Source organism: Lactobacillus sp. W8093 (assembly GCF_016100925.1).
GTDB lineage: Bacteria > Bacillota > Bacilli > Lactobacillales > Lactobacillaceae > Lactobacillus > Lactobacillus helsingborgensis.
On sequence record NZ_JACFRL010000002.1, the window covers coordinates 121965 to 145552 of the forward strand.

Below are 23588 nucleotides of genomic sequence, written 5' to 3' on the forward strand. Positions count from 1 at the left end.
GATGGTGATAAGTTGAAAAGAATTAAGAAATGGCTATTAGTACTATGCATAATATTATTGCTACCAATTCCCGTTTACCTATTATGGGAAACCAGCAGTTTTTGGCAAAAATATTTAAGGATTAAATTACCGCATTTAGGTTCTCTTAATCCCATCTTTACATGGTACTTAATTGGTATTAGTGCAATTATCTTTATAATACTAATTATCAGTTTATTTGTCATCCTATTCTGGCCAGTCCAAAGATACTTTAATCTAATTCACAAACGTGATGGTCAAGTTAAAGTCACATCAAAAGCTATCAACAGCTTTGTAATGAATTCACTTGCTGATTTGCCTTACCTAAATAATGCTAAAGTTAGTTCCAAGTTAACAAAACGCCATATTAAAATCAAAATTGGCGGTGACCTTGGTGCAGGTGAAAACATTTCTGCTCTACTTGATGAATACCTTGAAGAATTAAAAAAGAATCTAAAGCAGTTGCTGGGAATTGAACAAAAGCCAAAAATTAACATCAAGTTTACCAATTATCACAAAGGAGCTAAACCTGAGAAGCGCGTTCAATAAAGGAGGTTAAGATGAAAGAAGAATATAAAAAATACCTCCCAGAAATAAGCGGTGCTGTAATTGGTTTGTTACTGGCATTTTGCTTTTTGGTACTGGGATTTTTCAAAACTATTTTCGTCATTGTAATGTTAGTCTGTGGCTTTTTAGTTGGTCATTACTGGCCGGTATTTAAAAAGATGTTGCAGAATAAATAATTTAATATAAGGAGTAAATGCAATATGGTACAATCAAGTTCAAATCAAGGAAGTTCAAAACCTGAAGTTAAAGGCGATCTAAAATATGATTCAAAGGTGATTCAAAAAATCGTGGGTATTGCCTTATCTGACATTAAAGGTCTTTTAACAGTTAACGGCGGCTTTTTCTCAAATATTGCTGATAAAATAGTTAATAGCGATGACGTCACTTCAGGTGTAAATGTTGAAGTAGGCAAAAAGCAAGTAGCCGTTGATATTGAGATCGTTGCAGAATATGGCGTAGACATTACCAAGCTATATGATCAAATTAAAGAAAAGATCCAAGAAAAAGTCAAAGAAATGACCGGTCTTGATACAGTTGAAGTCAACGTTACTGTAGTTGATATTAAAACTAAAGAGCAGCATGAAAAAGATTCTGTCAGCTTACAGGACCGTATCACCGGTGCTGCTAACGACACTAAGGATAAAATCAGCGATCAAAAAGACAAAGCTCAAGATAAAGTTGAGGAAAAGAAGAAAGAATCTAGAGTTAAATAGTATTTTCAATCTCAATCGACAAATTGGAAGTAACTTATATAGTGGCATGTAAATAAAAATAGACCATTACAATATCATGCAAAAAGAAGGCCAGCTCCAACTTTAGAGCTAGGCCCTCTTTTTATTTCTGTAGAATTTTAGGTAATAGCCACATTTGCATAAAACACTATGCCCATAATCTAAAAGATTAGAGTTTCACAGCTTTTTAACAGGTCATTAAATGTAGTATTCTATCATCCCAATTCGATTACTTGATCAAACTGCTTTTTGATTTCAGGTCGCAAATGGTGGGAAATATAGATTAACGTTATGTTGTCCAAATCAAGCAGACTCTGTTCGATTTTTTGTCCATCTTTTTCGTCGATTGCAGAGGTAATTTCATCGGCCAGAATAACTTGCGGGTTACCCAACAGTTGCCGTGCTAGTGCAATGCGCTGCTTTTGTCCACCTGAAATATTGTTACCGGCGTGCTTTAAAACAGTGTCAAGACCGCTGGCATTATCTGCAACAAATTCTTCGAGACCGGCGCGCGTAATTGCAGCGTTGACTTCTTTGTCTGTTGCCTCGCGATCTAAAGTGATATTATAGCGCAGGCTGCCGTCAAAAATATACGCGGACTGGTCAATGTAAGCAATCTGCTTGTGCAGCGAACTTAAATTAAGTTCGCGATATTCATCATTATCCCAAGTAAGCGAACCTTGATATCCGGTTAATAAACCACCAATTAATTTTACCAGGGTCGACTTACCGCAGCCTGATGGACCAACAATAGCTACCCGTTCGCCTCGCTTAATGCTGCCAGCAACATTCGTTAAAATAGGTCTATCACTATTGGGGTAGCTGAATGAAAGGTCGCTAAATGCAATTTGCTGGGTCAAAGGAGCAGCATCCTTGTCCCCTGTCTTCTTGTGCGCATTAGCTAGTTTATTGTACTTATCAAAAATAGGCTGCACGGCCCGAATTGAAGTTAGATCAATGCTGATTTCTGTCAAGCTGCCAAAAACGTTACCGGACAATGAACCAACAATTAAAATAGCACCGATAGGAAGCTGGTTGCGAAACGCCAGATATCCAGATTCAATGGTTAAAATAGTTTGAGCAGATATACTTATCAGGTTAATTAGTGAATTAGAAAAGGACATTTCCGTAATATAATTAACCCGTGCCCTTCCTGCTTTATCTGATGCCGCATAGACTATCTTATTGAGCAATTTTTGCTGACCAAGCGTGAGCAGGTTGACAAAACCCTCAAGAGCGTCGGTTGCTTTTGCCGTTAACACCTCATTTTGACTACTTTGTTTTTGCGATAACTCCTCCAACTTTTTCTTAAAAAGACGGGGAAATAAAATCATAACAACAGCAAAAACCAAAGTGGTGACAAATAAGAGCGGATGATAAGAAAGCAGGATGACACTGGCAATAATACCTAAGAGTGCACTGCTATATGTTTGCTCTAAACTGAAAAAGCCATCTTGATTAATTTGGTTAATATCATTAGTAAACCAAGAAACATAGTCAGCTTCCGTATGGTTGTTAAAGCTTTCATACTCTTGACGACCAATTACATGGGCTAATGAACTCCTAATAGAATTATCAACAGCCCTGACAATTACAGCGGAATACCGTGAACTACAAAAAAAGAAAATTAGGAAAAAGCCCCAGCTAAGCAAATTTAAACCTGTATCAACAATAAAGCCCTTTAAACTGTGCTGTGTCAAAGCAGTAAGTGCATTACCTTGAAAAATACTGGCACCAATTTGCGCTAAATTCCGCCCAAAATATAAAATAGCCAGAATGACATACATACCTGAATTACGTTTAACGTAGGTCCAAAGCGAAAATTTTGCTACAGTGTTGTCCATGATTTACTTCCTGTCTAAATCCCTATTTTCAGGGTTAATACTAAAATGACATATCTTCTTGAGAGAAACAGTTTGCAAAGAACATTAATCTTTGACCTATTTCAAAGCTGCAGACTCTTAAATAATTTAATTATTATTGGAAGTTTTAATAGTTTTTGTATTCTTCCTAAAAAGCCCGTCGTATCATTTACAGCATGAAACATATCAGTATACCTTTTTATTTGAAGTATTCGCTGTTTCTTTTATAATCTACTTATTATTTTATGTTTTTACTAACATAAATGCAATTTATTTTTAATTTTTTAGTTTAGAGTTGTCTCATCACGGCAGTATATAAATATTACGAACAATTTTTTGGGACTGAAAAAAGACAAAATATTCTGCTTTATAAGCGCAAAATCATCTATCATAATTAAATCAATTTAAACCAGGAATTATTGTTTATTACAGCATTAAAAGAATTAAAGTACGGACTAAAGGGATTGATACCTAATAATATCGCTAACATGCCCTAGCAAATTAAGACTTTCCAGTCCGAATTTTAAAATTGGCTTTGTTAATTTTTAATTTTAGTTCCACGTGTAACATTCAACTTAAGCAACAATTTAGTTACTTTATCAAAGCTTAATTTTTTATTCTGTATTATACAAAATGACTTGACTTTTAAGGCACAATTTAAATTTACTTTTTGCTTGTATACCACTATATCTCGTATTAAACTAGATAAGAATCTATATGTTGTATTTAATATTTAAGAAAGAACGTGATCCAAGTTATTGTTTTAAGTGGGCCAATTGGAGCCGGTAAATCCAGTTTAACTAGTATTTTAGCTGAGCACTTAGGTACACAAGCTTTTTACGAGGGAGTAGATAATAATCCTGTTCTTCCTTTATATTACCAAGACATGAAACGCTATACTTTTTTGCTTAACATTTACTTGCTTAACCACCGTTTAGCACAAATTAACCAAGCAATTCGAGAAAAAAATAGTGTTTCAGACCGTTCAATCTATGAAGATGCACTCTTTTTCAAAATGAATGCAGACAGCAAAGTGGCTGATCCAACTGAATTTAAGATATATGATAGTCTACTTGAAAATATGATGGAAGATACTCCCGGTAATCCCAGCAAAAAGCCCGATTTACTGATTTACATTCACGTTTCTTTAGACACTATGCTTAAACGCATTAAAAAACGTGGACGTTCATTTGAACAAATCAGTACTGATCCTAGTTTAAAAGACTACTATGCCAGGTTAATTAAGTATTATGAACCATGGTATGAAAATTATGATGCATCTCCTAAGATTAAAATCGACGGGGATAAATACGATTTTATCTGCGATGAAGATGCCAAAAAAGAAGTTTTACGTCAGATTGATGACAAATTGCATGCAATAGGCAATTTAGAATAGAGAAGGAACGTGATGACAGTTATTGTTTTAAGCGGGCCAATTGGAGCCGGTAAATCCAGTCTAACCAGTATTTTAGCCAAATATTTAGGAACTAAACCATTTTACGAAAGTGTCGACAATAACCCAGTTTTGCCACTCTTTTACGCTGATCCTAAAAAATACGCATTCTTACTTCAGGTGTTTTTCCTTAACACTCGTTTTCGTAGCATCAAAAACGCACTAACTGACGATAACAACGTTCTTGATCGTTCAATCTATGAGGATGCCCTTTTCTTCCAAATGAACGCTGATATTGGGCGCGCAACGAGTGAAGAAGTAGATACATATTACGAACTTCTCAACAACATGATGGGTGAACTTAAGCACATGCCAAAGAAAAACCCAGATCTGCTGGTTCACATTAATGTTTCATACGATACCATGATTAAAAGGATCCAAAAACGTGGTCGACCATACGAACAGCTGAGCTATGACGCGACACTGGAAGATTACTATAAACGGCTTTTGCGCTATTACAAACCATGGTACGAAAAATACGATTATTCTCCTAAAATGGAGATTGATGGTGACAAGCTGGACTTCATGACTGACGAACATGCCAGAGAAGTTGTACTAGATCAAATTGTTACCAAGCTAAAAGAAATGGGTAAATTACCCAACTCTTGGGACAAACCAACAGATATTCAAATAGAAGAACAATAAACAAAAGTTAGCTTACTCAAAGAACCCCTAGTTATTACTCTAGGGGTTCTTTTTCACTTAGTGTTATACTATTTTTTATGTCATTTAATAATCAAGCCTCAAATTGACCAAATACAGGCTTTAGATTGTTTAATCAAAAGTAATAAGGCGCTAGATTTGTGTTATTATTAAATCATATCTTTTTTCACATATTTTTTTAATTATGTTATGTAGAAATATTTTTACCAACTTAAACTCGGTCTCAGCTAAATACAAAGGAGAAGAAAATGGACTATATCATCTCAATCATGCCCTCTTTAATCACAGGCGCAAAAATGACTTTGATCTTGTTCTTTTGGACTTTGATCGTTTCTATTCCTCTGGGAATCATCGTTAGTTTAGGTTTACTTTCTCGCTTTAAGCCACTGCGCTTAATACTAAAATTCTATATTTGGATTATGCGTGGAACTCCATTGCTTTTACAACTAATTTTTATTTTTTATGGTCTGCCAATCATTGGTATCATATTTCAACGATACGATGCTGCACTTTTTGCTTTCATCTTAAACTACACTGCTTATTTTGCAGAAATATTTCGTGGTGGCTTTCAATCAATACCGGTGGGTCAATATGAAAGTGCTCGGGTTTTAAGGCTAAGCTATTGGCAAACTTTGTCTCACATTATTATTCCCCAGGTTAGTAAAATAGTTATTCCCTCTATTGGCAACGAAGTCATTAATTTAGTAAAAGATACTTCTCTGGTTTATGTTATCGGTTTGGGAGAACTATTACGAGCTGGGAATGTCGCCACTGCTAGAGACGTAACACTGGTTCCATTAGTAATAGTAGGAATAATATATTTAATGATGACCGGTATTGCATCATTCTTACTGAAAAAAATCGAACACAATTTTGCTAAATGGAAATAATGCAAAGGAAATATTATGCTAGAACTTAAGAACATTACTAAAAAATTTGGTTCCCGCCTTATACTCAATAAATTAAATCTCACTATCCCGGACAGACAAATTCTAGCTATTGTAGGACCGTCAGGTGCTGGAAAAACCACGCTACTACGTTGTTTAAGTGGGTTAGAAAAAATAGATTCCGGTAAATTTCTCTGGAACGGACAAGAATTTAATCCAGCTGAGCCTGATAGCAAAAACCACATTATTGGTGTCGTTTTTCAAAGTTACGAACTTTTTCCCAACCTAACCGTTATTGATAACATTACTCTTGCACCTACGTTAGTTTTAAAAGAAACAGCTAGTCAAGCTGAAAAGCAAGCCCGTAAATTATTAAAACAGCTTGATTTAAACGGAAAAGAAAACCTTTATCCGTACCAATTATCAGGTGGCCAGCAGCAAAGAGTAGCTATTGTCAGGGCATTAGCAATGCAGCCTCACATTTTATGTTATGATGAGCCCACATCTGCTTTAGACCCTGCATTGCGGACAAAAGTGGGCGAAATAATTTTAAAATTAAAAACCGACAACCAAATGACTCAAATTATTGTCACTCATGACATGGAATTTGCACACCAAGTGGCTGATCAGATTTTTACCGTTAAAGCTCTAGATGATAAGAAGGTAATGTAAGTGAAAATTAAGCGCCTTGCGGCTTTATTAATAACTCTAATTTGTACCTTATTCATTTCTGCTTGTAGCGGCATATCAGTGAATAGAAAAGCGAATACGGTAGACAATTGGTCTCACATAAAGCAGCGTGGTTACATTACTGTTGGTGTTGATGATACTTTTGTACCGATGGATTTTAGGCAAAAGAATGGTCAGTTAATCGGCTATGATGTCGATCTTGCTAAAGCCGTTTTTGATCTTTATGATATCAAAGTTAGTTTCCAGACTATTGATTGGTCAATGAACACCACTGAACTTAAAAACGGTACGATTGACCTCATTTGGAATGGCTTTAGTAAAAATCCCGAACGGAAAGCTAAAATTAATTTTAGTAAAACTTACCTATATTCCACCCAAGTTTTAGTAAGCCTTAAAAAAAATAAGATAGATCAGATCGCTGCCATGAAAGGTAAGACGCTGGGTGTACAAACAGGTTCTTCCGGCTACAATGATGTAATGCAATATCCACAGGTTTTTAAAAAGCGAATTAAAAACCATGAGCCAATTCTCTATGATTCTTTTACAAATGCCTTTATTGACCTTAATGCCGGTCGTATTCAAGGTTTATTAATTGATAGTACTTATGCCAACTATTACATTTCCCGACAAAAGCATCCAGAAGATTATACTCAAATTAATAGTCCATTTCCTAAAGAAGAATTTGGTGTGGGTATGAGAAAAAGTGATATAACTTTAAAACGCAAAATTAACCACGCATTGACCAAATTAGCTAGAAATGGCACTATTACAAAAATTGACCACAAATGGTTTGGCAAAAAGGCCGAATCTCCATTACTTTATATAAACTAGTTTAATTGATTGAGTATTAAGGCAATACCATCGTGATTATTATCTAATGTAGTTCTAAATTTTTTCTTCAAATTTTCAGGAGCATTTCCCATTATTACTGGATGACCAACCGCTTCAAGCATCTTTTCATCATTATAATTATCACCAAAAGCCCAGCAGTCCTTTAAATCTACTCCAAATTCCTGTGCTATCGCTCTAGCACCTTGTCCTTTAGAGACCCCTTTAACAACAACTTCTAACAAGTTAGACGCAGATTTTACTATATAAAACTCGGGATACAAACCCTGTAAGTCTTTCTGCGTGGCATCTAATAATTCTGGAGCCCCCATGAGCAAAATTTTATGCACACCCTTAAGTTTTTTGACTTCAGCAATAGAACTCTGTTGTGCCTTAACTCTTACTATTGCTTCTTCATTTCTAACTCGCCTATTATTATTTCCCGGGAAATAATACCAGTTATTGCCACTATATACATTCCAAACGACACCATTATTTTTACTTTCAATGTATGTGCATATTTCTGCTGCTTTAGCAGCTGTCATAAAATAGGAGTTCAGTGGTTGTCCCATCTCATCTAGCACTAAAGCACCGTTGTATGCGACCATTGGGCAAGACTTGGTAATTTGTCCTGCGACAGTCATGATTGCTTGTGGCATACGTGCAGAAACCGGAATAAAGACGTTGCCTTTAATAATTTGCTGACGGATAGCAAGTTTAGTTTTCGGGGTAACTTCTTGCTTTGAATTGATTAAGGTACCATCAATATCCGAAAAAATCAGTTTAGCCATTTTTCCTCCTTATGGACTGCAATATCTATGATATTTATTTTCATTTTACCGATTATCCTATCGTGCGGTCAACTTGCGGTTTTGGCTTATAGTTGAGAATAATTGCTTTTTGCTATACTTTTACCTCTTATAATTCGTGTTTACATTTATTTTCATGAATGGTAAACTATAATCGTTGTCTAATTAATATTAAAAGACGAACAATAAATTTGGGAGAGGTTAGATGAATTTTATAAAGAGTTATTTTCAACTCGATAAATATAAAACCAACGTTAAAATTGAATTTCTCGCTGGTCTAACAACTTTTATCAGCATGTCATACATTTTATTTGTTAATCCTAGTGTTTTGGGTGCTAGTGGCATGGATAAAGGTGCTGTTTTTACAGCAACAGCTTTAGCTAGTGCATTAGGTACAGCAATAATGGGTATAGTTGCCAATTATCCTATTGGCGAAGCCCCAGCTTTAGGCATCAATGCTTTCTTTGCTTATACAGTCTGTGTAGGTATGCATGTTTCATGGGAAACAGCTTTGGCGGCAGTTTTTGTTGCTTCAATTATTTTTATTCTGATCACTATGTTTAAGTTAAGGGAAAAGATTATCAACGCTATCCCTTCTGACCTAAAATTCGCAATTTCTTCTGGAATTGGTTTGTTCATTGCATTCTTAGGAATGCAAGACGGTGGCTTAATCGTAGGAAATAAGTCTACTTTAGTTGGACTAGGTTCCCTTCATGATCCAGCCGTTTGGATTACCATTTTTGGCTTAATTGTCACTGTTATCTTAATGATTTTAAATGTACCCGGTGCTATTTTTATCGGTATGGTCTTAGCTGCCATTTTTGGTGTAATAACTGGACAGATTTCTTTGCCAACCAAAATAGTTTCAGTAGCGCCAAGTATTGCTCCTTCATTTGGTCAAGCAATTTTTCATGTGAAAGATATTAATACTTTACAAATGTGGGTAGTTGTATTGACTTTTCTCTTGGTTACATTCTTTGACACTGCTGGTACCTTAATCGGTTTAGCCCAACAAGCTGGTTTTATGAAAGATAATAAAATGCCACGTGTAGGCAAAGCTTTAGCTTCTGACTCAACAGCCATGATGGTTGGTTCAATTTTGGGAACTTCACCAGTCGGTGCTTTCGTTGAGTCAAGTGCTGGTATTGCGGTTGGCGGACGGACAGGTTTAACAGCTGTCTTCGTAGCCATCTTCTTCTTAATATCAATGATATTCAGTCCACTTTTAGGCTTATTTACCACTCACGTGACAGCACCGGCATTAATTATTGTTGGTGTCCTGATGGCACAAAATACGGCACACATACATTGGGATAAAATGGAAATTGCCGTGCCGGCTTTCCTAATATTAATTGGTATGCCTCTTACCTATTCCATTTCAGATGGTTTGGCTTTAGGACTGATAACCTATCCAATCTGTATGGTAGCAGCTAAACGTGCTAAAGAAGTTACCCCAATGATGTGGATACTGTTCTTCGTATTTATAGTCTTCTTATGGGTTTTGAACTTCTAAAATTAATATCTAAAAAGCAAATATATTTAAAATATATTTGCTTTTTTAACACATTTTTTATAAGAGTTACTAACTATTTATCTAATCTCCAAACTAGATTTATTGCACACTAAATTTTGGTGGAGCCTTATTTTAATAATTAAGCAATGATTTTATTTTAACCAATCACAAAGATACTAATCAAAACTAGCCAATAGCAATTATTTCCTGGGAAATATTCTCTATTCGGGTAACTCACAGTACAAATAAGTTATATACTAGATATATTAGTTTTTTGTAATTTAAATATTTTTGGAGGAAAAAATGACGACATTAGACAAAGTCTTTCATTTAAACGATGCTCATACCACTGTTAAACGTGAATTAATAGCTGCATTAACCACGTTTGTCAGTCTCTCCTACATCCTTTTTGTTAACCCTAACATTTTACACGCAGCTGGTATTGATAAAGGAGCAGCTTTTACTGTCACAGCAATTTCAATTGCAATTGGTTGTTTCATTATGGGTTTGGTAGCAAATTATCCTGTAGCTTTAGCGCCAACATTAGGTAGTGCTGCGTTTTTTGCTTACAATGTCTGTGGCGGCATGCATATTAACTGGCAAACAGCTTTAGCTGCAGTTTTAGTAGCGTCTATCTTGTTTATTTTGATAACAGTCTTGAAATTACGTGAAATAGTAGTTGATGCTATTCCACAAGATTTGAAATATGCTATTTCAGCTGGAATCGGTTTATTTATCGCATTCATTGGTTTGCAAAATGGTAAATTAATCGTAAACAGTGACTCAAATTTAGTTACTCTAGGTAAGTTTAATTCACCAGCTGTTTGGATTACCCTCTTTGGTTTAACCTTAACAGTAATTTTAATGGCTATGAATATTCCCGGTTCAATCTTTATCGGCATGGTGGTAACAGCTGTGTTCGGGGTGATTATCGGTCAAGTCGCTGTTCCTAAAGGTATTATTGCCAGTGCTCCCAGTATTGCCCCTACCTTTGGGCAGGCTGTTTTTCATTTAAAAGACATTAATACTCCACAATTGTTTATGGTAGTTTTAACTTTTCTTTTAGTTACATTTTTCGATACCGCAGGTACCCTGATTGGTATGACAGAACAAGCCGGTATGGTCGATGAAAATGGTAAGATTCCACGTATCGGCAGGGCCTTTATTTCTGATTCTTTAGCAATGGTTGAAGGAGCTGTCTTGGGCACAGCACCACTCGGGACTTCTGTAGAATCAAGTGCGGGAATTGCAATGGGAGGCCGTACCGGATTAACTGCCATTTTTGTAGGAATCTTTTTCTTGATTTCAATGATTTTCAGCCCGCTGTTAGCTGTTATTCCTACCACTGTAACTGCACCTGCATTGATCATTGTCGGTGTGCTAATGGCAGGAAACCTGAAAAAAATTAACTGGGACAAATTTGAGATTGCTTTTCCAGCATTTTTAACTGTAGTTGGCATGCCACTAACTTATAGTATTTCAGATGGTTTGGCTCTTGGTATGATTGCCTACCCGATTACTATGATCGCTTCTAAGCAAGCCAAAAAAGTTTCACCAATGATGTACGTCTTACTAGTTGTGTTCGTGCTCTTTTTCTTAATCACAAATATGTAAAAATATTAATTTAATTATTAAGGATCACTTCTTTAGAAGTGATTTTTTGTTTTCTACATATTTAATAAATATTTATTTTTTGTTTGTTTAGTATTATAATGCAGCATAATATTTTAACTAACAGCGAAAGAAGCGAAATTACTATGCCCAAAACTGCCAAAAAATTGCTTAATCAATATACCGGTACCACTACTTTCTTTTTTGTTGCTTTACTAACCAATTTTAATTCAGCCTTTTTCCCCTATTCTATTACTGGAAGGCTTTGCGCCATTTTATGGCTCATCACTTTTAGCTTTACACTATTTGCTGGCGAATATTTGATCAATCATATTAGCCGTGATAACAAAAATACGGCAAAAGCAGTGGTAAATTTCAGTATCTGGCTTTTAGCAGCTTTAATATTGGTATTATTCGGCTTAGTTTTTCAAAAATAAAGGGTAACCAGCGCTTAAATTTCAAGCTACCTTTCCCCAGTCTTTTTGCACGAACACTAAAAATTTGTTATTTTAGATAACAGTTAAGTCATTTATTGAAAGGGATGTTATAAAGTAGGTTGAGCAGTGATTGCTTAATCTATTACTATGCTAGAAAAAAGGAAAAATAGCCAAAAAAGATTATAAAAAAGCGCCACTTTCAAAAGTTCATTTGCGGGTATTGACTGCCATTGTTTTGGGCCAATTTATCTGTGGCTTTTCATTAGGGATTACTGGCAGCGCATTGACTAATGCTGCAAAATATATTCAAATTAGTGATATGTGGATCGGACTTATCGGTGCTGGTGGACTGATTGGTTTATCTAGCAGCGCACTTATCGGTCGTTTATCCGATAAAATTGGTCGTAGCCAATTATTGATGAGCAACATGTATATATTAGCTATCCTTTCACTTTTACATCCCCTTACAAGCAGTTTAGCGCTGACTTTTTTAATTAGGTTTGGCATTGGACTGATGATGGCAATTGATTATACAGCGGGAAATGCTTTATTAACTGAATGGCTGCCTAAAGGTGAGGATAATAAACGACAAAGTCACCTATTAATCTACTGGGTTTTAGGCTTTATTGTTTCGTACTTAACTGGGACTTATCTTGAAGGATATGGTCTCAACATACCTGGCAAATTATTTTAGCAACTGGTGCCATACCAGCATTGCTCACAGCTCTTTTCCGTAGTTTCTTTCCCTTGCCGCCTTCTCCTAGATGGTTAGCAAGTAAGGGTAAAGTTAAAACTGCAAACGATTAATTGGTAGAATTTTAGGTCATAAATGGGGCATCTCTTGTCACTTTAAACGCTCTAAAAAGCAAGGACAAGTTTCTTGGACAATACTTTTTAGCAAAAAGTATATCAGAAGTACACTAGTAGGCGGCAGTTTTTATGCTTGTCAAACCTTCTATAAAATATTGAATGGTGTTAATATTTATTACAAGAAGCAAGAGGAAGATGTCCTCCTTTTTTATGCAATAAAAAACCTATTAACAGCTTACCATATGGATAAGTCATCAACAGGATAAATTATAGAGCCGAAATAAAAGACACGCTATTCTACTAGCGTGTCTTTTTTAGCCGTCGTAGCGCACTTTTTGCATCCGTTTAATTTGGCTAAATACGGCCCCTCGGCGACCTGCATCTAAGGTCAAAATCAGAGAATCACCTGCTTTAATTTTAGTCTGACCATTGGGAATAATAGACTTGCCATCGCGATAAACTGCTTTAACTAAAGTATGTTGAGGCCATTTGATTTGCATAATCATTTTCCCGTTTAATTGACTATCTTCATAAATAGGCACAGTCAATTGATCAGTTTCACCAGAAATTTTAACCTGCTGCTTTTTACTGTTTGTCAACATTGCACGTGCCAGCGTACCATATATTGGCTCTCCATTTAAAAATTCATCGACTAGCAGTGCCACAAAGGCCACCACGGCAAGTGGCATTAAATGTAGTAATGAGCCAACCATTTCCGTAATAAGCATTATGGCGGTAAAAGGTGCCCGTATTACCGCAGCAAAAAACCCCGCCATAGCAAAAATTACTAGATTAATAACCAATTTTGCTGGTAATAAATGAAGCTGCACTAAAGTTAAGCCATAGACTGCACCAATTAAAGCCCCCATTGTCAATATTGGCAGAAAAATGCCACTGGGCAGTCCTGAATCATAGGAAATAATGGAAAATACTATTCTAATGATAAAGAAAAATACCAAAATGCCAATTACCTTCCAGCCACTGTGTTTAATTATTTGTGGTAAAGCTAAAATCAAACGATTACCTGGACCGGTTATTAGTGGCCAAAAGTAGGCAATTGGGATTAACAAAAATAGTGGGATCAACCCGTAGAGCCAGCTAGGTAAGAAAGTAATTTTTGTGTATAACTTTTTACCCTTAAAGAGTCCAGCTTTATATAAATGACCTAATAATCCTAAGAGCAAACCTAAAATGAGCAAATAGCCATATAACTTTACAGGAAAGGAATGACGATAAACAAGCGATAAAGATGGCTTCTGCCCAAAAATATTGGAAACAACAAAATCAGCTACTAAAGCACCTGCAAGTGCGTTCATCCAGACCCGGGGAGAAAAGTTGTGAAAAACTTCTTCAAGTACGAATAAGGCTCCACTTAGCGGAGCCCCAAAAGCGGCAGCCAAACCGCTGGCTGCTCCCGTTGCTAAAAGCACGCGAGCGTTTGTTTTAGACTCTTTAGCGCTTTCTCCGACACCTTGACCTATAGTTGAGCCTATTTGTAAAGAAGGACCCTCAGGTCCTAAAAACAGCCCTGTACTTATAACTAAAATGCCTCCTACTACTTTACGCCATAGTGTCGGCCACCAGCTTAAAGTCAGGTTCCCTGCCAATTGCAGTTTTACTTCAGGTATGCCTGAACCACCAACATGCGGGTATTTTTTAACAAAATAGCCTGCAATTATTCCTACCGCCATCAGACCAAGAATAATGGGCATAAACCAGAGAAAGTTTTTATGTGCCACGTGAAACAGAGTCAACCATAGCTTTGTCATTTTGGCGATGCCAAAGCGAAAAAAACCAACTACTATGCCACTACAGAGTCCTACCACCATGGCTAGGACCAAAAGTTTTATTTGCGCTTTTTTATTTTTCATAGTACCTCCACTCTTTAGCTAAAATATTTTTCACACTAGCAAAAAACCAGTCAAAGCTCGAACTTAACTGGTTTCAGTTGTTACACGTGTAACAAAATTATTTTTCTTCATACCATTGGGTGTGGTAAACACCGTCACGGTCATTTCTGAGATAGGTATGGGCACCAAAGTAGTCACGTTGCCCTTGAATGAGATTTGCCGGCAAACTCGGGTTAAAGATTGATTCTAAGTAATTCAGTGATGCGCTTAAAGTCGGTGTTGGAATGCCCGCTTTAGTTGCTAGTTCAATTACAGCCCGTAATGCTGGAATATTCTTGTTCATCAAGTCTTTAAAGTATGGATCTTGGAACATATTATCAAGCTTTTTACCCTCAGCAAAAGCTTTTTCAATATCTTTTAACATTGATGAGCGAATAATGCACCCTGCCTCCCATGATTGTGCAATTGCTGGGTAACGTAAGTCCCAATTATAAGCATCCGCAGCCATTTTTAACTGTTGGAAGCCTTGAGCATAAGCTACAGCTTGGCTCAATTGCAAAGCTTGACCGAGATTATCAACCAAGTCGTCAGGTACAGCACCACTCCATTTTACTTCTGCACCTTCACGCGTAGTTGCCTTAGACATAAAACGGCTAATAACTGCTTCAGCGATTACGCTAATCGGCGCACCCAAATGCACACCATCTTCAAGCATCCAATTACCAGTACCCTTATAAGATGCAACATTCAAAATATGATCAATCACATGGTCGGGGGTCAACTCATCTTTTTGCTTTAAAACTTCAGCAGTTATTTCACTAAGATACGCCTTGACTATACCCTTGTTCCAGTCAGCAAAGATGGCCGACATTTCGTCATTTGTTTTGCCTGCAACTTTTCGCAGTATATCATAGACTTCAGAAAATTCCTGCATGATGCCATATTCGATACCATTATGAACCATTTTGACATAATGTCCGCTACCTTCTGGACCAATAAAGCTGACACATGGCTGACCTTCCTCATTTTTAGCTGCAATCGCCTCTAATATAGGTGCGACCTCATTATAGGCTTCTTCATCACCACCCGGCATGAGTGCAGGGCCATTTAAAGCACCTTCTTCACCACCTGAGACACCCATTCCAATAAAATGAATACCATGTTTTTCCATTTCATGAAAACGGCGATTGGTATCATGAAAATTAGAATTGCCACCATCAAGCAAAATATCACCCTGATCAAGCAAAGGTAATAATTTTTGCAAAGTCTCATCAACGGGCTTACCCGCGGCAATTTGAATTAAAATTTTGCGTGGCTTTTCCAGTGAATTAACAAATTCCTCCCAAGTATAAGTTGGTTTTAGTTTAGCATCCTTATATTTAGCAAAAGCATCAACTTCTGGCTTATCAATTGAAAAGCCAGAAACGGAAAAGCCATTATTTCTAATATTTAAAGCCAGGTTCTTACCCATAACCGATAAGCCTATAATACCGAATTGTTGCATTGATAGTCCTCCATCATTAAAAATCATACTTTATTATTATACTTGTAAGACAGCAAAAAAGCGAAACTTTCAAAAAGTTCCGCTTTTTTCATTCTAATAATTTAGCTTATTAGTGAGCTGAAGCACCTGAAGTTGTATCAGGTTCTTCTTCTGGTTCTGGCTCTGGTTCTTCTTCAGCTTCTGAAGCGCCTGAAGCAGTATCTTCAACCAAGCCATACTTTTCAGCAAAGTAGCTAAATGGTTTCAATCCTTCAGCTTGATACTTCTTAACGAATTCTGGGTCATCAAGAGTGTTCAATTCAGTTGAGTAAGGCATATCATGAGTGAACTTGATGTCGATTAACATTGGTCCATCCATTTGCTTGAATTCCTTAACTGCGTCTTCGAATTCCTTCTTAGTACGTACAGTTACACCCTTCACGTTCATACCTTCAGCAACTTGAGCCCATTCGTTATTAGGCATAATAACACCTGATAATGGTTGGTGTGATTCGTCAACTTGCTCAGCTTCAATGAAACCTAAAGTATCATTTGTGAAGACAACATTCAAGATATGCATGTTGTAACGAGCTTCAGTCAACAACTCTTGACTCATCATAGCGAAACCACCGTCACCGCTCAAGTTCCAAACTTCGCGTTCTGGGTGAACAGTTGCTGCTGCAAGTGCAGCTGGAGAACCGAAGCCCATAGTTGCGTATAAGCCTGAAGTTGCCCAAGTTTGTTCATCATGCAAGTTTACTAAACGTTGGAAGTCAATGTTGATGTTACCAACATCAATAGCAAATTGTGCATCGTCATCAGCGTATTTGTTAATAATGTCAAAAATTGGTTCACGACGAATTGGCATTTCGTCTGAATCGTCAAAGCTGTGCTCCCATTCTTCCCAGTTCTCACGGTCTGCAATAGCAGCTTTGTAGAGTGGTGACTCTTCACGAGGTTGACCTGCATCAATCATAGCTTGCAAAGTCTTAGCACCGTCAGCCAAAATTGGAACATCAACTGCGTGACGCTTACCCAATTTTTCTGAGTCAACATCAATTTGTACTACCTTAGCCTTAGGGTCAAAGAAGAACAATGAGAATGGTGAGTCATTACCAACCCAGATAACTGCATCAGCATGGGTTTGAATGTCATCACTTGGCTTAGGTGCAACACGACCAATTGAACCCATATAAGCTGGGCATCTATCTTCAACAACACCTTTAGCCATAACTGAAGACATCAATGGGGTCTTGAATTTTTCAGCAAATTTTTCTAAGACATCGCCATGACCCTTCATACCTAGACCGAAGTAAACAACTGGGTTCTTTGCTTCTTCAAGAAGCTTAACAGCTGCTTCAACTTCTTCTTTTTTAGGAGCTGCATAGTTTGGAACAGCTTGCATTGCATTGTAATTTACACGGTAGCTGTCACTAATCTTGTCCCAACCGAAGTCCTTAGGAAGAATTAATACGGCTGGACCCTTCTTTGCATAAGCTTGACGAATTGCTTCATCCATCATTGAAGGAATTTGTTCTGCACGCTTAACTTGGTGGTTCCAAACAGCAACCGGATCAAACCAAGGCTTTTCGTCAAAAGCTTGGAAGAAATCCATATCCTGACGGCTAGTTGGAACGTTAGCTACGATAGCTACCATAGGAACCTTGTCGTATTTTGCGTCATACAAACCATTCATCAAGTGAACAGCACCAGGACCAGCTGAACCAAAACATACACCAAGTTTGCCAGTGAGTTTATATTCAGCTGAAGCTGCCAAAGCGCCAGCTTCTTCGTGACGAACTTCAATGTACTTCAACTTACCCTTAAAGTCATGGATAGCGTTCATTGTTGAGTCAAATGAGCCACCCGGAAAACCATAAATATGATCAATATGCCAGTCCAATAAAACTTGGAGCATGGCATTTGCGCCATTAATTTTTGCCATTTTAAGTGCATCTCCTTAAATACATGTTTACTTACATATTGTATTAAAACATATAATTTCACAATTTCAAGTGAGCAAAATTTACGATTATTGCAAGGTGTAAGCGCTTTGTAAAAATATTATCTTCACAATGTTGTACAATTAATTTATAACTTTTTGATAATAGCAATAATCAATACTTGTGATTGTTTGATCATTACCATAAAATTTGTGCATTTTTTGGGCTAGATTAGTCAGCAAAAATATTTTTTATAATTTTTAAATTTTTACTAAATTTATTTGTTAATTTTGGTATAGCGCCCATTTTGCACGTAAACGCTTAGAATTGCCATATCTGCTGGATTAACTCCAGAAATACGTTCAGCCTGGGCAATTGTTTCCGGTCTGATTTTGGCAAACTTTTCCCGCGCTTCTGTTGCCAGCCCATCAATTGCATCGTAATCAATATCAACTGGTATTTTCTTTGCTTCTTGGCGATGCAATTTGTTAATTTGCTGCTGTTCTTTCTTAATATAGCCCGCATACTTGACGTTAATCTCAATTTGTTCTCTCACGTAGCGCTCATTTGAAATACTCATTCCCGTCAAACGTTCAATGTCAGCAACTTTAACTCGCGGTCTTCTAAGAAAAACGTCGGCTTTGACACCCGCTTTTAATTTTTCTTCACCAATACTTGCAAGATAATCTTGTACTGCGGGAGTGGGGTGAACCGTAATATTTTTAACAGCATTAGCAGCTTGTGCAATTTGTTCTTTTTTTGCTAAAAATTTGGAATAACGCTCTTCAGAGATTAAGCCAAGCTGAAAGCCGTAATCAGTTAAACGTAAATCAGCATTGTCATTACGTAAAATCAAACGATATTCGGCTCTTGAAGTTAATAAGCGGTATGGTTCTTCTGTTCCCTTGGTGACCAAATCATCAATTAAAACACCAATATATGCTTCGTCACGGCCTAAGGTAAATCCTGGCTGACCAGCTGAGCGTAAAGCAGCGTTAATACCAGCGATCAGTCCCTGCCCAGCAGCTTCTTCATAGCCTGAAGTACCATTCATTTGCCCCGCTGTGAATAAGTTTTTAATATTTTTGGTTTCTAAAGTATGTTTTAATTGCCACGGATCAATCACATCGTATTCAATGGCGTAGCCTGGCCGCATTAATTCTGCATCTTCAAGCCCAGCTACTGAATGCAACATTTCTAGCTGAATTTCTTCTGGCATGGAGGTTGAAAAATCGCCGACATAGACTTCCTTAGTGTCTTTTCCTTCTGGTTCCAAAAAAATCTGATGACGCGGCTTATCCGCAAAGCGTACTACCTTAGTTTCAATTGACGGGCAATAACGCGGCCCCACGCCCTTAATTTCTCCTGAAAACATAGGAGAACGGGTCAAATTCTGATTGATTATCTTGTGTGTAGTTTTATTAGTATAAGTCATCCAGCAAGAAACTTGATCCTTGAGATAATCTTCATCTTTAGTTTCATAAGAAAAGTGTCGCGGAATTTTGTCACCGGGTTCTTCCTCTGTTTTAGAATAATCAATAGTATTGCTATTAACACGTGGTGGCGTTCCCGTTTTAAAACGGCGCAGTTTAAAGCCCAGCTTTTCTAGATCTTCTGATAGTTTAATTGCAGGAATAGTATTATTGGGACCAGATGAATAATTCAATTCGCCAATAAAAATGCGTCCGCGAGCTGATGTTCCGGTAGTTAAAACAACACTTTTAGCATGATATTTAGCGCCTGTATTAGTAATTACACCTGAGCAAACTCCATCTTTAACAATCAGTTCATCAACTGTCGCCTGCCGCAAAGTTAAGTTTGGCGTGTCCTCAATCACTTTTTTCATCTGCTCGTGGTATTGCCATTTATCAGCCTGTGCACGTAATGCTTGCACGGCAGGGCCTTTACCAGTATTTAACATGCGCATTTGAATATAGGTAGCATCAATGTTTTTACCCATTTGACCGCCCAGGGCATCAATTTCGCGTACCACTGTTCCTTTAGCAGGTCCGCCTACTGAAGGATTGCAGGGCATAAAAGCTACCATATCCAGGCTAATAGTTAAAAGCAGCGTCTTTTGCCCCATTCTGGCACTTGCTAGAGCCGCTTCACTACCAGCATGTCCCGCACCGACTACAATGACATCATAATCATTTGAATCATAACTTTTAATCATTAATTTTCACACCTATTTTCCTAAACAAAATTGACTGAACAGTTCATTAACCAACTCATCCGGACTGCTTTCACCTGTTATCTGACCTAAAGTGTCCCAAGCACCATTGAAGTCAATTTGCGCAATATCCAGCGGCACCTCGTCTTTTAGTGCTTGAATAACGTCTTGGAGCTGCTTTTTAGCCTTTTCTAATAGTCCAACCTGTCTTTGATTGGTTACCATTACTTGATCATTAGAATTCTCAATCCCCTGGAAAAATAGTTCTTTAATTGTCTTTTCTAATTGCTCAAGATTTTGTTTCTGCAAGATTGAAATAGCAATTACGGGGCTCTTAGTCAGCTGTTTAATTTGAGCGGCAGTGATTTTTTGCCCTAAATCCGTCTTATTCAAAATGGCAATCCGCTTTTTCTCCGCTGTTGCAGCAATTAAAGCATTATCTTCTGCTGATAGTTCCTTACTTGAATCAAACAAAAGCAAAACTAAGTCGGCTTTTGCCAAAGCCTTCTTCGAGCGCTCGACACCGATTTTTTCTACCTTGTTTTCGGTATGCCTAATACCTGCAGTGTCAATTAATTTTAAGGGGACGCCTTTAACCGAAACATATTCTTCCAGCGTATCCCGCGTTGTGCCCGCAACATCCGTTACGATAGCCGTATCGCTTTGCGTTAGATAATTAAGCAAAGATGATTTTCCGACATTTGGTCGACCAATAATCGCGGTGGCCAAGCCGTTACGTAACGCCGTTCCTTCACTTGCCGTTTTGAGCAAGCGATCTATTTTCTTAATAACTGATTGAGAAACACTCGTCATTTGTTTAGCCGTTACGGTATCAGCATCATATTCTGGATAATCAATATTAACTTCTACATTAGCCAGCGTATCCAAAATTTCCTGCCTCATTGCCCTTATTTTTTCAAGCAAGCCACCTTCCAGCTGCTTTTCTGCTATTTGTCTAGCCTTATCAGTTTTGGCACGCACGATATCCATCACGCTTTCAGCCTGTGTCAAATCAATCCGGCCATTAACAAATGCCCTTTTAGTAAATTCGCCGGGATCAGCCATCCGCGCACCATTTTTTAATAATAATTGCAAAATATGGTTGGTAACAACAATACCGCCATGACAATTGATCTCAACAATGTCCTCACGGGTAAATGTTTTAGGAGCAAGCATCACAGAAACCATAACTTCATCAATGACTTGCCCGCTTATTGGATCAACTATGTGCCCATAATGAATAGTATGTGTTGGTACCTTAGTTAAATTAGCACCTTTGAAAACCTGATTGGCAATTTTAACTGCATCTTCACCAGACATTCTGACAATAGAAATGCCACCTTCACCAATTGGTGTTGAAATTGCTGCAATCGTATCAAACTCCGTTAAAGTTTGGGCCATGATTTTCTCCTTTTTCAATAAAAAAAGCGCATTATTCCACCATGAATAATCATGATGGATAAAGCACTTTGACTACTTTATCTAAATCAATACTTTAGATTAAAAATTATTTTTTGCGTTTCAGCCGTTTATAAGTCTTTCTCAACTGACGCTTGCGTTCACGCTCTTGGCGTGCCTTTTCCTCCTGCTCACGGCGGTATTTAATCGGGTTCTGCAAGATGAAGGTCTGGATTACTTGGAATAAGTTTGAAACTACCCAGTAAATTACAATGGCTGATTGGAAATAAATACCCATTACACCAACCATGATTGACATACCATAAGTCATTATTTTAGATGACAGAGTTTGTGATTCCTTTGGTGTTGACAACTGACTGATATATGTCGATAAGAAGGTTAAAACCATAGATAAAATCGGCATAATATAGTAGGGATCGGGTACACCCAAATCCATCCACATGAAATGTCCGGTCATAAGCTGCGGTGTTTGAGCAATTGCTCCGTATAAAGCAAGCATAACCGGCATTTGGATAATTAAAGGCAAGCAGCCAGCATAAGGATTAATTCCAGCCTCTTTGTATAATTTGTTAGTCTCCTGTGAAAGCAAAGTACGCGATTCTGTGTCGCTACCAGGATACTTTTTACGGAGAGCGTCCATCTCCGGCTGAATTTTTTGCATCTTAGTAGTGCTTTTAATTTGGATGGCACTAAGAGGATACAAAATAAGCCGCACAATAACAGTAAAGATGATAATTGCCCAACCGTAGTTATTACCAATTAATTTAGACAGCCAAAGTAAAAACGTGGACATATAATAAATGACCCAGCGATTCCACCAGCTGCCGCTTGTATGTGAAACGGGTTCTGTATTGTTAGATGACGCACAACCTGTTAAAACAACTGCTAAAGCAACTACTGTCAGCAGCACAAGTAGACGCTTGACATTCTTTTTGGTTAAAATGTCTTTCACTCTAATCTTCCTCAACTTTATTCGGTATCTCTTTAATTATATTGGCTAAAAAGAGTGCATGCAATAGGTTCTTACGAACGTCCACCCATTTAAAGTTACGCGCATAAGGTCTAGCGATTACTAAAAAATCAATCTGGGGATTGATTAAAGACCTGTTTTCCGTAAGAACAGCACGAATATAACGTTTGAGGCGATTGCGGACTACAGCAGTGTGACCGACTTTTTTACCAACGGAAATACCAACACGAAAATGTTCATTTTCCGGTTTATCTAATTGATAAATAACGAAGGCCCGATTGGCTACTGAATTGCCCGACTTAAAAACTGTTTGAAAATCATTTTCTGTTTTAACGCGATAAGACTTTCTCAAAACGTTTCATTCCACTCTTATAAATTAAAAAAACCACTGGGATTTCAGTGGTTTAAGCAGATAAGACTTTTCTACCCTTTGCACGGCGTCTAGCCAAAACCTTACGGCCATTAGATGTACTCATCCGTTTCATAAAGCCATGAACTCTTGAACGGTGACGCTTTTTAGGTTGGTAAGTTCTTTTAGTTGTCATTAAACTACACCTCCAATTTTTTGTATGCAGACTGCACAATTTAATATCTAGAATACCATGATTAAAGTAAAAAACCAAGTAAAAAGACAAAAAATTGCGAATTTATTACCTAAATATATTAGCCTTAACACAAAAATATTCTAAGCCATGTCAGCAGGATGTTCAATCACTTTTATAGTCTTGATTTCACTCTTTAAAGCGTGTGGCAGTTTTTAATTTTACGTCATTATACGTCATTAATAGTAAAAATATTTTCTAGGATAAATCATTATGTGTAATTTCAATTAATGGCTAGTGATTAAGAAAAGGCAAATCGGTGCCAAGCA

At 37.3% G+C, this 23588-nt stretch carries 21 protein-coding genes and 1 pseudogene; 12 read left to right on the plus strand and 10 right to left on the minus strand.

Annotated features, from left to right (window positions below):
- Nucleotides 1-12 precede the first annotated feature (12 nt).
- Genes amaP through H3T47_RS01865 form a run of 3 tightly spaced genes read left to right on the plus strand, consistent with a single transcriptional unit; the run spans nt 13 to nt 1298 of the window.
- Nucleotides 13-567 (plus strand): alkaline shock response membrane anchor protein AmaP, encoded by a 555-nt coding sequence (amaP, locus tag H3T47_RS01855; protein WP_046327830.1) that lies wholly within the window; start codon nt 13-15, stop codon nt 565-567.
- 11 nt (nt 568-578) lie between these two features.
- Nucleotides 579-761 carry a DUF2273 domain-containing protein gene (locus H3T47_RS01860; protein WP_038524776.1) on the plus strand — a complete coding sequence of 61 codons (183 nt, stop codon included), beginning with the start codon at nt 579-581 and terminating at the stop codon, nt 759-761.
- 24 nt (nt 762-785) lie between these two features.
- Nucleotides 786-1298 (plus strand): Asp23/Gls24 family envelope stress response protein, encoded by a 513-nt coding sequence (locus H3T47_RS01865; protein ID WP_199282358.1) that lies wholly within the window; start codon nt 786-788, stop codon nt 1296-1298.
- A 233-nt stretch (nt 1299-1531) separates the two neighbouring features.
- On the opposite strand, the gene H3T47_RS01870 is transcribed toward H3T47_RS01865, so the two are convergent.
- The gene (locus tag H3T47_RS01870; protein WP_199282359.1) at nt 1532-3160 is read right to left on the minus strand and encodes an ABC transporter ATP-binding protein; all 1629 of its coding nucleotides are present in this window, start codon (nt 3158-3160) and stop codon (nt 1532-1534) included.
- A 763-nt stretch (nt 3161-3923) separates the two neighbouring features.
- On the opposite strand from H3T47_RS01870, the gene H3T47_RS01875 reads away from it, so the two are divergent.
- The 5 genes from H3T47_RS01875 to H3T47_RS01895 all read left to right on the plus strand — a co-directional run bounded on the left by H3T47_RS01875 (nt 3924) and on the right by H3T47_RS01895 (nt 7702).
- A complete protein-coding gene (locus H3T47_RS01875; RefSeq protein WP_038524784.1) occupies nt 3924-4574 on the plus strand; it encodes a deoxynucleoside kinase in 651 nt (216 codons plus the stop codon).
- Between the two features lie 12 nt (nt 4575-4586).
- Complete coding sequence (locus H3T47_RS01880; RefSeq protein WP_046327831.1) at nt 4587-5276, plus strand: deoxynucleoside kinase; 690 nt, start codon at nt 4587-4589, stop codon at nt 5274-5276.
- Between the two features lie 266 nt (nt 5277-5542).
- Nucleotides 5543-6184 (plus strand): amino acid ABC transporter permease, encoded by a 642-nt coding sequence (locus H3T47_RS01885; RefSeq protein WP_038524791.1) that lies wholly within the window; start codon nt 5543-5545, stop codon nt 6182-6184.
- A gap of 15 nt (nt 6185-6199) precedes the next feature.
- Nucleotides 6200-6853, plus strand: a complete 654-nt coding sequence (locus tag H3T47_RS01890) for an amino acid ABC transporter ATP-binding protein (RefSeq protein ID WP_046327832.1) — start codon at nt 6200-6202, stop codon at nt 6851-6853.
- Nucleotides 6854-7702, plus strand: a complete 849-nt coding sequence (locus H3T47_RS01895; RefSeq protein WP_199282360.1) for an amino acid ABC transporter substrate-binding protein — start codon at nt 6854-6856, stop codon at nt 7700-7702.
- Here the strand turns inward: H3T47_RS01895 and H3T47_RS01900 are convergent.
- Nucleotides 7699-8490, minus strand: coding sequence for a Cof-type HAD-IIB family hydrolase (locus H3T47_RS01900; RefSeq protein ID WP_199282361.1), 792 nt, complete (start codon nt 8488-8490; stop codon nt 7699-7701). The genes H3T47_RS01895 and H3T47_RS01900 overlap by 4 nt on opposite strands.
- Nucleotides 8491-8713: 223 nt before the next feature.
- Between H3T47_RS01900 and H3T47_RS01905 the strand changes: the two genes are divergently transcribed.
- From H3T47_RS01905 to H3T47_RS01920, 4 genes and pseudogenes are all read left to right on the plus strand, one after another.
- On the plus strand, nt 8714-10021 hold the full coding sequence (locus H3T47_RS01905; protein WP_046327835.1) for an NCS2 family permease: 1308 nt from the start codon (nt 8714-8716) through the stop codon (nt 10019-10021).
- A gap of 303 nt (nt 10022-10324) precedes the next feature.
- Nucleotides 10325-11635, plus strand: a complete 1311-nt coding sequence (locus H3T47_RS01910) for an NCS2 family permease (protein ID WP_109918971.1) — start codon at nt 10325-10327, stop codon at nt 11633-11635.
- Nucleotides 11636-11733: 98 nt separating this feature from the next.
- Nucleotides 11734-12069 (plus strand): hypothetical protein, encoded by a 336-nt coding sequence (locus H3T47_RS01915; RefSeq protein ID WP_199282362.1) that lies wholly within the window; start codon nt 11734-11736, stop codon nt 12067-12069.
- Between the two features lie 166 nt (nt 12070-12235).
- Nucleotides 12236-13025: pseudogene (locus H3T47_RS01920) on the plus strand (MFS transporter); the annotation flags it as partial.
- A gap of 168 nt (nt 13026-13193) precedes the next feature.
- On the opposite strand, the gene H3T47_RS01925 reads toward H3T47_RS01920, so the two are convergent.
- From H3T47_RS01925 to rpmH, 8 genes are all read right to left on the minus strand, one after another.
- Nucleotides 13194-14750 carry a ClC family H(+)/Cl(-) exchange transporter gene (locus H3T47_RS01925; protein WP_199282363.1) on the minus strand — a complete coding sequence of 519 codons (1557 nt, stop codon included), beginning with the start codon at nt 14748-14750 and terminating at the stop codon, nt 13194-13196.
- A gap of 97 nt (nt 14751-14847) precedes the next feature.
- Entirely contained in the window at nt 14848-16233 is a 1386-nt protein-coding gene (gene gndA / locus H3T47_RS01930; RefSeq protein WP_046327839.1) for an NADP-dependent phosphogluconate dehydrogenase, read from the minus strand.
- Nucleotides 16234-16342: 109 nt separating this feature from the next.
- Nucleotides 16343-18157 carry a pyruvate oxidase gene (gene spxB / locus H3T47_RS01935; RefSeq protein WP_199282364.1) on the minus strand — a complete coding sequence of 605 codons (1815 nt, stop codon included), beginning with the start codon at nt 18155-18157 and terminating at the stop codon, nt 16343-16345.
- Nucleotides 18158-18432: 275 nt separating this feature from the next.
- Nucleotides 18433-20331: a tRNA uridine-5-carboxymethylaminomethyl(34) synthesis enzyme MnmG gene (gene mnmG / locus H3T47_RS01940; RefSeq protein ID WP_038524822.1), complete on the minus strand. Its 1899-nt coding sequence runs from the start codon at nt 20329-20331 to the stop codon at nt 18433-18435.
- A 12-nt stretch (nt 20332-20343) separates the two neighbouring features.
- Nucleotides 20344-21729 carry a tRNA uridine-5-carboxymethylaminomethyl(34) synthesis GTPase MnmE gene (mnmE, locus tag H3T47_RS01945; RefSeq protein ID WP_199282365.1) on the minus strand — a complete coding sequence of 462 codons (1386 nt, stop codon included), beginning with the start codon at nt 21727-21729 and terminating at the stop codon, nt 20344-20346.
- 106 nt (nt 21730-21835) lie between these two features.
- A complete protein-coding gene (locus H3T47_RS01950) occupies nt 21836-22699 on the minus strand; it encodes a membrane protein insertase YidC (RefSeq protein WP_046327842.1) in 864 nt (287 codons plus the stop codon).
- A 1-nt stretch (nt 22700) separates the two neighbouring features.
- Complete coding sequence (gene rnpA / locus H3T47_RS01955; RefSeq protein ID WP_038524829.1) at nt 22701-23069, minus strand: ribonuclease P protein component; 369 nt, start codon at nt 23067-23069, stop codon at nt 22701-22703.
- A gap of 52 nt (nt 23070-23121) precedes the next feature.
- Nucleotides 23122-23262, minus strand: coding sequence for a 50S ribosomal protein L34 (gene rpmH, locus H3T47_RS01960; protein ID WP_003549412.1), 141 nt, complete (start codon nt 23260-23262; stop codon nt 23122-23124).
- Between the last annotated feature and the right edge of the window lie 326 nt (nt 23263-23588).